The 10,591-nt window shown below is 67.9% G+C and carries 14 protein-coding genes, 2 tRNA genes and 1 pseudogene; 5 read left to right on the top strand and 12 right to left on the bottom strand.

Features of this window, described 5'->3' with window-relative positions:
• Positions 1 to 32 precede the first annotated feature (32 nt).
• The 3 genes from H6717_28575 (at position 33) to H6717_28565 (ending at position 3,425) form a co-directional block, all read left to right on the top strand.
• Positions 33 to 1,403 (top strand): hypothetical protein, encoded by a 1,371-nt coding sequence (locus H6717_28575; protein ID MCB9581017.1) that lies wholly within the window; start codon positions 33 to 35, stop codon positions 1,401 to 1,403.
• Between the two features lie 26 nt (positions 1,404 to 1,429).
• Positions 1,430 to 2,644, top strand: a complete 1,215-nt coding sequence (locus H6717_28570) for a PQQ-binding-like beta-propeller repeat protein (GenBank protein ID MCB9581016.1) — start codon at positions 1,430 to 1,432, stop codon at positions 2,642 to 2,644.
• Between the two features lie 181 nt (positions 2,645 to 2,825).
• Positions 2,826 to 3,425 carry a hypothetical protein gene (locus H6717_28565; protein MCB9581015.1) on the top strand — a complete coding sequence of 200 codons (600 nt, stop codon included), beginning with the start codon at positions 2,826 to 2,828 and terminating at the stop codon, positions 3,423 to 3,425.
• A gap of 1 nt (position 3,426) precedes the next feature.
• Here the strand turns inward: H6717_28565 and H6717_28560 are convergent, their stop codons facing one another.
• On the bottom strand, positions 3,427 to 4,194 hold the full coding sequence (locus tag H6717_28560) for a 3',5'-cyclic-nucleotide phosphodiesterase (GenBank protein ID MCB9581014.1): 768 nt from the start codon (positions 4,192 to 4,194) through the stop codon (positions 3,427 to 3,429).
• A 155-nt stretch (positions 4,195 to 4,349) separates the two neighbouring features.
• Positions 4,350 to 6,026 carry a chaperonin GroEL gene (groL, locus tag H6717_28555; protein ID MCB9581013.1) on the bottom strand — a complete coding sequence of 559 codons (1,677 nt, stop codon included), beginning with the start codon at positions 6,024 to 6,026 and terminating at the stop codon, positions 4,350 to 4,352.
• Between the two features lie 228 nt (positions 6,027 to 6,254).
• Here groL and H6717_28550 point away from each other — a divergent pair.
• Positions 6,255 to 6,325: transfer RNA gene (locus H6717_28550), tRNA-Gln, on the top strand.
• A 31-nt stretch (positions 6,326 to 6,356) separates the two neighbouring features.
• A tRNA-Glu gene (locus H6717_28545) sits at positions 6,357 to 6,431 on the top strand.
• Positions 6,432 to 6,553: 122 nt separating this feature from the next.
• On the opposite strand, the pseudogene H6717_28540 reads toward H6717_28545, so the two are convergent.
• The 10 genes and pseudogenes from H6717_28540 to H6717_28495 all read right to left on the bottom strand — a co-directional run bounded on the left by H6717_28540 (position 6,554) and on the right by H6717_28495 (position 10,250).
• Positions 6,554 to 7,795: pseudogene (locus H6717_28540) on the bottom strand (site-specific integrase).
• A 63-nt stretch (positions 7,796 to 7,858) separates the two neighbouring features.
• Positions 7,859 to 8,038 carry a hypothetical protein gene (locus H6717_28535; GenBank protein ID MCB9581012.1) on the bottom strand — a complete coding sequence of 60 codons (180 nt, stop codon included), beginning with the start codon at positions 8,036 to 8,038 and terminating at the stop codon, positions 7,859 to 7,861.
• A 65-nt stretch (positions 8,039 to 8,103) separates the two neighbouring features.
• Positions 8,104 to 8,322, bottom strand: a complete 219-nt coding sequence (locus H6717_28530; protein MCB9581011.1) for a hypothetical protein — start codon at positions 8,320 to 8,322, stop codon at positions 8,104 to 8,106.
• Positions 8,315 to 8,542, bottom strand: coding sequence for a hypothetical protein (locus tag H6717_28525; GenBank protein MCB9581010.1), 228 nt, complete (start codon positions 8,540 to 8,542; stop codon positions 8,315 to 8,317). The genes H6717_28530 and H6717_28525 overlap by 8 nt, the downstream gene beginning before the upstream one ends.
• Entirely contained in the window at positions 8,535 to 8,702 is a 168-nt protein-coding gene (locus tag H6717_28520; GenBank protein ID MCB9581009.1) for a hypothetical protein, read from the bottom strand. Before H6717_28520 ends, H6717_28525 begins: the two co-directional genes overlap by 8 nt.
• Positions 8,695 to 8,880 carry a hypothetical protein gene (locus H6717_28515; protein ID MCB9581008.1) on the bottom strand — a complete coding sequence of 62 codons (186 nt, stop codon included), beginning with the start codon at positions 8,878 to 8,880 and terminating at the stop codon, positions 8,695 to 8,697. The genes H6717_28520 and H6717_28515 overlap by 8 nt, the downstream gene beginning before the upstream one ends.
• On the bottom strand, positions 8,873 to 9,085 hold the full coding sequence (locus H6717_28510; protein ID MCB9581007.1) for a hypothetical protein: 213 nt from the start codon (positions 9,083 to 9,085) through the stop codon (positions 8,873 to 8,875). The genes H6717_28515 and H6717_28510 overlap by 8 nt, the downstream gene beginning before the upstream one ends.
• Positions 9,078 to 9,338, bottom strand: a complete 261-nt coding sequence (locus tag H6717_28505; GenBank protein ID MCB9581006.1) for a hypothetical protein — start codon at positions 9,336 to 9,338, stop codon at positions 9,078 to 9,080. The genes H6717_28510 and H6717_28505 overlap by 8 nt, the downstream gene beginning before the upstream one ends.
• The gene (locus tag H6717_28500; GenBank protein MCB9581005.1) at positions 9,335 to 9,967 is read right to left on the bottom strand and encodes a hypothetical protein; all 633 of its coding nucleotides are present in this window, start codon (positions 9,965 to 9,967) and stop codon (positions 9,335 to 9,337) included. The genes H6717_28505 and H6717_28500 overlap by 4 nt, the downstream gene beginning before the upstream one ends.
• Before the next feature lie 67 nt (positions 9,968 to 10,034).
• Entirely contained in the window at positions 10,035 to 10,250 is a 216-nt protein-coding gene (locus H6717_28495) for a hypothetical protein (GenBank protein ID MCB9581004.1), read from the bottom strand.
• Between the last annotated feature and the right edge of the window lie 341 nt (positions 10,251 to 10,591).

Raw genomic sequence — 10,591 nt, 5'->3', positions numbered from 1 at the left:
GCCCAGGATCCCGGGCGAATTTGGAGAAGTCGGTGGCAGAGGAAGACACCAAGCAGTCCCGCCGAGCGCGACGCCGCGCGGAGCAAGCCAAGGCCGAAGCAGAAGAGCGCGACGACGACGCGCTCGAAGAGGAAGAAGAGCGCGACGACGACGAGGCCGAAGAGCCTGCCGCGGAGGCCGACGCCGAAGACGACGACGAGAGCGACGACGACGAGGGCGACGATGACAGCGCCCCCGTGGTCGACGCTGGCGACGACGAAGACGACGACGAGGACGAAGAGCGGGCCGCCAAGCCCGCGGCGTCGTCCAAGAAGAAAAAGAAGAAGAAAAAGCGCGCTTCCGACGACGATTCGCCCGAGGACATCAAGGACCGCAACAAGCGCCTGCGGGCGGCCGCGGCCGCGCGGCGCCGCGCCAAGCGCGAGCGAGAAGTTGCGGCGGCGCAGGGCCTGGATGCCGGCGAGATGGTGGACGATGCCCTCGCGCGGGGCACCCACGCCGCCACCACCTGGGTGAAGAAGAACTTCAACGTGGTGCAGTGGGTCGTGATCGCCGCCTTGGTCGGCGGCATCGGCTGGCAGATCTACTCCTGGCGCAAGAACAAGACGGAAGAGAAGGCGTCGGACACGCTGATCACCGGCGTGGAAGCAGAGCTCGGCCGCGTCGGAGCGCCGCAGATCACGCCCCCCGGGATGCCCGAGGACGATCGCCCGAATTTCGCCACCGCCCAGGAACGCCTGGACGCGGCGAAGAAGGCCTACGAAGAAGCCGCGAACATCGACAAGGGCTCGGGTACCGCGATCCTCGCCAAGCTGGGCCTGGCGGGAGTGCAGTACGACAGCGCCAAGTACGATGAAGCCAAGACCAGCTACGAAGAGGTGAAGACCTCCGCGCTGGCGAAGCACGACGACGACGTGCTCGGACGCTCCATCGAAGGCATCGGCCTGTCGCTGGAAGCCAAGGGCGACACCGACGGCGCGCTTTCGGCGTTCAAGGAACTGCAGGGGACCAGCGGGGAGGGCTTCAAGGCCCTGGGGCTCTATCACGAGGCCCGGCTGGCAGCGGCGGCGGGCAAGAACGACAAGGCCAAGGAGCTGCTCGGCAAGGTCAAGGAGCAGATGTCCAAGGACAAGTCCGCCTACGGTAACGAGAGCTACCTCGAGCGGGCTTCGCAGGATCTCTTGGGCGTCGTCGATCCGAGCCAAGCGCGGAAGCCGTCGGCGGCGGGCTACACGCCGGAGCAGATCGACGAGCTGAAGGAACAGATCCTCAAGGACCCGCGCAAGCTGCAGAAGATGCTGGAGGACATGGGCAAGGGCGCCAAGGACCTCGGCAAGCAGGTGGAAGACGCGCAGAAGATGCTACCGAAGGTCCCGCCGCCGGCCCCCTCGGGGGCTCCGTGAAGCGAGCCCTGGTCGCCGCGGCGCTCGTGGCCACGGCGACGTTCGGCTGCGACTCCGTGCGCTCCGGTGCCAACCCCGAAGTGCCGTCCTGGCGCTATCGGCCGAGCTGGTCCTTGGACGTGGTGTACGAGCGTCCGATCCTCGCCGAATCCCGCAAGGTGGGCGAGCCCTACGAGCGCGGGCAGCCGGAGCTCGACATCGAGCATCGGCGCCTGTTCGTGGGCTCCAGCGACCGCGGCCTGTACGCCATTTCCGCGGCGGATGGCACCGTCCTGTGGCGCTTCGAGACCCTCGGCTTCGTGCAATGCGCGCCGCTCTACGTGCCCGGCGAGAACGTCGTGTACTTCGGCTCCAACGACGGCGCGCTGTACAAGGTGAGCGCCCGAGATGGGCGGCTCTTGTGGCGCTTCGCCACCAACGCCGAGGTGGCTCGGCGCCCCGTTGTGCAGGACGGCGTGGTGTACGCCGTGAACGCCAACGACACCGTGCTGGCGCTGGAAGCGCGCAGCGGCAAGCCGATCTGGACCCAGCACCGCACGCCCGCGCTGGGCATGGAAGTGGCGGGCTATGCCGGGCCCACGGTGTGGCGCGGCAAGGTGTACGTCGCGTTCAGCGACGGCAACGTCACGGCCTTCGACGCCCGCACCGGCGACGAGCGCTGGCAGCCGGTGGATCTGTCCGCCGAGGCCGAGCAAGCGCTGGGGGAAATCCCAACGTACTTGGACGTGGACACCACGCCGATCCCGGACAACATCGAGGCCGGACCGGTGGTCTACGTAGGCAGCTATCAGGGCGGCGTGTACGCGCTGGACGCCGACACGGGGACCCAGGTGTGGGCGAACCCGGCGGTGACCGGCGTGAGCGACGTGACGCTCTGGAGCCAGCCGGCCCACGCGCCGCGCGACGGCGTGGGGCCCAGGGTTCCGGCGCGGAAGCTGCTCTTGGCGTCCACCGGAACCACGGGACTGTGGGCGCTGGATCCGGAGACCGGTCAAGAAGCGTGGCGAGCGCCGTTGCCGGAAGGCGGCGTGTCCAAGCCGGTGGCGCTCGAGGGCGCGCTGCTGGTGAGCACGACCAAGCTCGGCGTGTTCCTGGTGTCTCCGATCGACGGCAGCATCATCGACGGACTGCACCTGACGGACGGCTCGAGCTCCACGCCGGCGGCGTATGGACGCCGCGGCTTCGTGCTGACCAACCACGGCAACTTGCTGAGCCTGTACGTCACGCCGCCGCACGGCTGAGCTTGGACGTCCGCTGCGGGAGGTTCCGCGGCGGACCGACATGCTTGCGGGGAAGCCCGAGAACCGCCTTCGCTTCCCACCTTAATGAGATCGCATAAGATACATTATGTTAACTAAACGGATCGGGCTGGGCCCAGGGGTGGCCTGGCGAAGCCCGGAAGAAACGCGGACACTTGGGGCCATGAGCGGTTATCGGAAGGCCGTGCTGGGTAGCCTGCTGGCGTTATCGCTCGCGGGCTGCTGGACGGTGCGGGCGACGCCGGCGGCGGGACCGGACGGACGCGAGGACTGGTGGTTCGTGGAGTGCGTCGAGAGCAAGGCGGACTGCTACGCGAAGGCCCACGAGCTGTGCCCCAAGGGCTACGTCATTGGTGACAGCTCTTCGCGCACGACCAGCAGCGTCAGCGGCGACCGCGACCAGATCCACGGCGTGACGCAGACCACCGAGAGCTTCTTGATCCGCTGTGCCGAGCCCAGCGATGACACGTCCGCTCCGCTGCCGCCGCCGCCCTCGGGTCCCGAGCCGCTGCCTCCGCCACATCCCGGGCCTGGGCCGGGTCCAAGCCCTGGTCCGATTCCGCCGCCGGGGCCGATCCCGGGACCGCGCCCGCCTCCGGGTCCAGAGCCGCCCGGGCGGCCGCCGGAGGGCCCCTATCCGCCGCCCCCGGAGCTGCCGGGCACGCCCGGCCCGAAGCCGCCCGAGCCCCCGATGGTCCCTGGGCCGCCGGCGCCGATGCCGATATCCCCACCGCCGCCCCAGCCCCTGCAGCGCCGCTATTGATTCAGAGCACGAACTGATCGCCGATGCCCATCACGGTCAGGTTCACGCCCTTGAGCTTGGCGCACTCCTGTTCCACCTCGTTCTGGAACACCGGTTTGATGTGATAGAGCAGCGTCGGCAAATCCTTGGGATTGCCGAACTTGGTCAGGTCCTTCTGTAGCGTGCGGGGCGTGTGATGCCCGCTCACGGTCGCGAGCTTCTGCTCCCGATTCGGAAAGCTGACCTCCATGAGCATGGCCCTGAGGTTCTGCTCCTTCTTGAGCAGCTCCCACATGCGGTCCGTGGGGCCCGTGTCCCCGCTGTACGCCAGGGTCGCGTCCTTGCCGCGGATGATGAACCCAGCGGACTCGATGGTGTGATCCACCATCACGCTCTCGACCTCGTACCCCGCGATGATTTGAGGCTTTTCCGGCTTGAGCTCCACGAACTGGATCGTGGGCTGGGCCTTGCTCGGGATCTCCGAGAAGTCCGGCCAGATGAGGTTATTGAAGAAGTGCTTCTTCAGTGCGCGGATGGTGCCGCGGCTGGCGGCGACCACCAGCGGCTCGCACTCCGCCTGGCAGCGGTTGTCGGCGATGGTCGCGAGATCGCGGATGTGATCCAGGTGCGCGTGGCTGACGAGCACGGCGCTCAGACGGAACTGGAGCTTGAGGTCCATTCCGCTGGTGAGCGAGCCCGCGTCCACCGCTATGCGTTCGTCCAACACGAACGCGCTGGTGCGGTGTCGCGGCGTCTCGCCGCCGTGGCAGCCTATGACTCGGAGCTCCATGGGTGGACCTGGATGTTCGTATGGGCCAAAAGGACCACCCACGCGGGGGGTACGAGCTCGGGGGCGCTGCCAACGAGTGGCATCTCCGCGAAGTGTATCTCGCAGCGCTGGAGGCGGTCAAAACCGCCCCCAGCCTTGGCGCCCCCGAGGCGGCCTCACATGCCGAAGCCGCCCATGCCGCCCATGCCGCCCATACCGCCCATGCCACCCATGCCGCCCATGCCGCCCATGTCCCCACCGGGCGCAGGCGCTTCCGGCTGCGGGGCGTCGAACACGGCGCACTCCGTGGTGAGCAGCAGGCCGGAGACGCTCGCGGCGTTCTCCAGCGCCACGCGCACGACCTTCATGGGGTCGATGATGCCCCAGTCGGTCATGTCGCCGTAGCGGTCCTTGCGGGCGTCGTAGCCGTAGGTCCCCTTGCCCTCGCGGACCTTCTCCACCACCACCTTGGCCTCCAGGCCGGCGTTCTGGGCGATGTGGAGCAGCGGGGCCTCACAGGCGCGGGCCACGATGTTGGCGCCGTGACGCTGGTCGTCCTTGAGCTTCAGGTCCTTGATCACGGCGGAAGCGCGCAAGAGCGCAACGCCGCCGCCGGGCACCACGCCCTCTTCCACCGCCGCGCGCGTGGCCGCCAGAGCGTCCTCCACGCGGGCCTTGCGCTCCTTCATCTCGAGCTCCGTGGCGGCGCCCACGCGCACCACGGCGACGCCGCCGGAGAGCTTCGCGAGGCGCTCTTCCAGCTTCTCGCGATCGTAGTCGCTGCTGGTGTCCTCGATCTGACGACGGATCTGCTCGATGCGACCGTTGATGGCGGACTTGTCGCCCTTGCCGTTCACGATGGTGGTGTTGTCCTTGTCCATCGTGAGGCGGCCCGCGTGACCGAGATCCTCGAGGGTGGCGCTGTCCAGGTTACGCCCCAGGTCCTCCATGAAGGGCGTGGCGCCGGTCAGCGTGGCGATGTCCTTGAGCATCTCCTTGCGGCGATCCCCGAAGCCCGGCGCCTTCACCGCGGCCACCTTGAGCACGCCGCGGAGCTTGTTCACCACCAGCGTGGCCAGCGCTTCCGCTTCCACGTCCTCGGCGATGATCACCAGCGGCGCACCCTGACGCGCGATGGACTCCAGCACCGGCACCAGGTCCGCCATGGCGCTGATCTTCTTCTCGGTGACCAGGATGTAGGGGTCCTCCAGCTCGACGACGAGGTTCTCCTGATCCGTCACGAAGTACGGCGACAGGTAGCCGCGGTCGAACTGCATGCCCTCGACCACCTCCACCTCGGTGGTGGTGCCCTTGGCCTCTTCAATCGTGATCACGCCGTCGCGTGTCACCTTCTCCATCGCCTCCGCGAGCATGGATCCGATGGTCTCGTCGCCGTTGGCGCTGACCGTGGCGATGTGCTCGAGGTCCTTGTTGTCCTTGATCTTGCGCGCCTGCTTCTTCAGGTCTGCGACCACTGCCTCGACGGCCTGGTCGATACCCCGCTTGAGCTCCATCGCGGGCACGCCGGCTTCCACCAGACGAAGACCGCTGCCGTAGATCGCCTGCGCCAGCACCGTGGCCGTGGTGGTGCCGTCCCCGGTGTCGTCGTTGGTACGCGACGCCACCTCACGCACCATCTGGGCACCCATGTTCTCGAGCTTGCCGCTGAGCTCGATCTCCTTGGCAACCGTCACGCCATCTTTGGTGACGAGCGGAGCGCCCCAGGACTTCTCGATGGCGACGTTGCGGCCCTTGGGGCCGAGGGTGACCTTGACGACGTCCGCCAATGCGTCCACGCCGTGGCGGATGGTCAGACGGGCCTGGCGGTGAAAAACGATTTCCTTGCTGCTCATGGGACTCGGTCCTCCTCGAAGAATCGGGCTTAAATCAGGCGCGGAAATTAGGTCTTTTGTGGCCCCCGTCAACCACCAAGGTGGCGCTTTGATGCGATCCTCTTGCGCACCCCCCCGGATTCCGCTAGTTACGCGCTCCCCGCTGGGGCTTTGTCCCCTCGGGGTGCCGGAGTCGTCGACCCCGGTGGCAACCCAAAGTCGCCTTCGCGGTCAACGTCTCTCGGTACTTGGGGGATCGTCTAACGGCAGGACGCAAGATTCTGGTTCTTGTTATCTAGGTTCGAATCCTGGTCCCCCAGCAAACATAGGGGGGCGGCAGCGCCCCCCACTGGCCCCATCGTCTAGCGGTTAGGACATCGGCCTCTCACGCCGGTAACGCGAGTTCGAGTCTCGCTGGGGTCACCAGGACTTACGTCACTTCCCGCCACCAGTTCTGTCCGCGCCACGGACAAAACTCCGGCATCGTTCCCCGGCGTCGACGGCAGCAAGGGCAACGCGCTCTCCGGCTGCGTCAGCGGGCCACGCTGGGCGAGCTGCACGTAGCGCATGTGCGTCTTGGGGTTCTTGTGGCCGGCCAGCGCCATGGCTTGCTGGACGTTCACACCGGCGGCGGCCAGGGCGGTGTTGTAGGACCGGCGCAGCGAATGGAAGTCCAGGCGCCGGGTCGTCGGGCTGTCGGTCTGGATGGCGTCCAGCGCCTTCGCAGCTTCCTCGGCCTCCCGGCGGTCCCGCTGGGCCTGCCACCAAGCTCGGCGCCCCTGCCCCCTGGCCTGCTCCACGGCCTCTGTCGCGCGCTGTAGCGCCGCCAGCGCCTCGGGAAAGCCAGGCATCGGGCGATGCACGCCGGCGGCCCAGAACCCGTCACGCAGGTCTCGCGCGTGGCTGCGCTTGCTCTGCCGCTCCCCTGCCCGCTTGCCGCCCATCACGGGGAACACCGGACCGGTGGTCAGCTTCCCCCACCGTGTCCACCAAGCGACCAACGGGCCGCGCAGCACGTCGGGCAAGATGATCTCCTCGAGGATGGCCGGGCCGCTCTCGGCGCCTGCGGTCTTGGGGCGGTACACCTGGGCGAAGGCGAACGCCTCGGTATCGATGTGGCTCCAGTCCCACGCGTGCAGGTCACTCGTGCGCATGCCGCCGAAGGCGCGCGACGCCAGCGCCATCAGGTGCACATGCTCGGGCACGTCGGCGCACGCCATGAACCGAGCAAACTCGTCGTCATCCGGCGACACTCGCGGCCGGTTGTCGACGCGGCAGCCCTTCGGCACCCGCACACGCTTGACCGGGTTCTCCGCGATCACCTCATCCCGCCACAGTGCATCGAGCACGCTGGACATGGCGTTGCGCAAGTGGATGACGCTCTGCTTCGAAAGCCCCGCATCGCGCGCCGCTTCGAGCGTCTCCCGAACGTCCGCCGGCCGGATCGCGTCGATGCGCTTGGACTGGATGTGCTCGGGGACGTGTCGTTGCAGCGTGGACAAGCGCTCGCGCCAGGTCTTCACGCCTTCCCTGCCCTGCTGGCTGACGATCCGCGTGGCTGCGTCCGCGAACGTCTCGACGGCCTGCGCCTCGGCGGCGTCAACCTCCGCGCCTGCGTTCGCCTTCTCCACCTCGCGCGCCATCTTCCGCTTGGCGACGACCTTGTTCGTGGTGCCGAGGGGGACCGTCACCCGAATCCACTCGTCGTCCACGAGCGTCCAGATGCGAGCGGCCCAGCCGCGTTTCTGCCAGACCAACGTGCCCTTGCGGGGGCGGCCTCCGGCGGGCATCAGCCCTTCCCCCGGCTGAACCACTCCCACGAGCGGCGGCGGAAGGTCTCGGCGGTGATCGGCTCAGTCGGCATCGGTCGCCTCCCTCACGCGTGCCGTGCGCCCCTGCGCCTCGAGCTTCTCCACCAGCGCGTCCGCGAGCATGCGGGACGTCACGCCCGCAACGCGAACCCACACGCCCAGCTTGCCCTCGACCTCCACCACGAGGTCCTCCCCAAACCCAAGATCGAAGTCGTCGTCCATTCGTCTCTCCTTCGGCGCCCCCGGGCGCGTGCCAAGCGCCCTGTGCTGGCAGCGGGGGCGGGTGGCTACTTCGCCGGTACCTGGACGTTGCCTCCCGGGAACGGCAGCACCGCCGGCGCTTCGGTGTTGTCGTCCAGCTCTGCCGCGCCGCTGGCGGCGAGCCACGCCGTGGCCAGGTCGTCCAAGCGCTGGCGCACGACAGCGTTGGAAAGGGCTGCATTCACGAATTGCACCGCGGCGTTCTTCACCAGCGCCGAACCGATGACGCGATCGAGGTCAGGCATCGGAACCTCCCGCGATCTCGTCCAGGTGTGCAGGTGGGCACTCCAGCAGCTGCAGCGATGCGGTTTCGACGGCACCCAGGATCTCGCAGACCCCGCGCGCCGCCGCGTTGGCATGCTCGCTCATCTCGAGCTGTGCAACCCGTGCCGCGGCCTCCACGGCGGCGTCACGAATCGCGAGCAGTTGGCAAGCAACGTTCGGGCGTGACGTGAGGCTATCCACGGCTGGCCTCCTTCGCTTCCTGTGCGAGGCGACGCGCCCGGTTCGCCGCGGCGATGATCGCGGCCTTCACGCGCGACGTCAGCTTGTCGAGCTGCTCCAGGTCGCCCAAGAGCTGGTCCGCGATGGCGTCGAGGTCTTCGGCGGTACGGGGGTCAGCCATGGCGCTCCACCTCCTGCTCGTCCGTCGCGGCGGCCACGAGCTCGCTGCAGAGCACGGTGATCGCCTCGTCCAGGTCCTCCGCGGTGGCCACCTGGGCCGCCACGCGCTGCGACCGCTGCCGGTCCAGCCCGAAGGCGCGGGCGGCAGCGAAGCCGTCCATGGAGAGCACGTCAGCCATGACGCACCTCCGTGTTGACGTTGCTCGGCAAGTCGTCGAGCAGCTCCAGCGACGCCCGCTCGACGGCGCCCAGCACGTCGCACATGAGCCGCGCCGTGTCGTTCGCTGCGTCGCCCGTGTCAAGCCGAGCAACGCTGGCGGCGGCCTCGACAGCCGCGCTCTGGATCGCCCGGATGTGGGTAGCGATGGCGCTCCGGTCAGCCATTGGCGGCCTCGCTTCGCGCGATCGCGGCGGCGGCCGCGGAGAGTGGCGTTTCGGACGCGTCGATCTTCGGCTGGCTGACGTCGAGCTCGTCGTCCAGCGCCTGGAGCGCACTCAGCGCCTGATACAGCCCGAGCAGATGCTCGGCCTCGACAGAGCTGCCGACGACGAGCGGCTGCGCCAGCGCGGCGATCGAAGTCAGGATGCCCTCGCGCGCCTCTCGCGCCAGGCCCCTGAGATCCGCCGTGCGGCTCACGACTGCACCGCCTTCGCCTTGCGTGCTCGCTCCGCGGCCTCGAGCTTGTCGTCCAGCCACTCGGCGGCGAGCAGCTGGTTGCGTGCGCGGCAGGCGACGCGGTGAACCTCGCCCGCAAACCCGCCGTCCCGGGGGGCAACCTCGATCAGCGCCAGTTCATCGGCCACGGCTCGCATGATCGTGGGCGTGAACCGACGCGTGGAAACGTCGTCGTCGTAGCTCACGAACATGTTCAACACGACGTCCAGGACAGGAGCGTCCTCGGCGAGCCCAACCGAGCCGTTGTGAAGCGGGCGGTTGGTCAACCTCATATCTTCGAAGCTCGTCGGAGCGGGCTCCTGCCCGGCGTAGATCAGCGCGTCCACTTTGGCCGCCTCCAGGTGGCGACGGAGCTCGGCCTGCGTCATGCCCGCCGGCGGCTCGGCCACCAGGCGGATCCCGATGTTGTGTTCGCGTAGCGCCTCGAATGCACCGTCCAGCGGGCGGCGCCAGTTCTTCGGGAGCTGCTTGGGGTCTCGTGCGGCGGTCGTCAGCTTGACGCCGCGCTTCGTGCTGCGCTTCGCGCTGCGCTTGGTCGTGCGGGGCTTTGCGGCCTTTGCGGCCTTCGTGCTACGTTTCGTCTTGGTCATTGGGTACCCGATCCTATGGCTACGGCCCTCCGACGTGTCCGCGTCGCGAGGGCCACTTTCGTTGGGGTCATCGTTTCGCCGCACGAGCGGCGGCGCTGTTGTACTTGGGCTTCGGCTTGCCCGGCTTCTTGTCGCCGAACTGCTCGGCGTAGTCGCGTCGGATCATCTGCCGCACAACGTCCGACTCCTTGAGCCCGATCTGACGGGCGAGCGCCTGCAACATGGCCCGCTCTTCGGGGAGCATCACCATGTTGAACCGCGCCGTGTATTGGCCTTGCTGCATCGTGCCTCACTTTACGCGTGATTGACGCGTTGTCTACCTGCCTACGCGTGGGTTACGCGTAAACGCGTGGGATCGTTGGGAAAGAAAATGCGATACGCAAAACTGACGCGTTTTCGGTACGGGTGACGCGTAAACGCGTGGGATCGTTGGTTCTTCCGCAAGCGCGTCGAGCTGCTCGGAGAACTTGGCGTCGCGGCGGATGGTCGCGGGCGAAGCTTTGAACTGGTCGGAGAGTCGCGCATCGGTACCCTCGGACTTCTGCTCACTTTGAGCGGAAGTTAGGTCGGTGCGTTCGCCCTGCCGCTTCTCCTCCCGGTACAGCTTCCCGCGCAGGTAGGCGA

It is taken from the genome of Polyangiaceae bacterium (genome assembly GCA_020633235.1).
GTDB lineage: Bacteria > Myxococcota_A > Polyangia > Polyangiales > Polyangiaceae > JACKEA01.
This window is presented reverse-complemented; position numbering and strand designations above follow the sequence as displayed.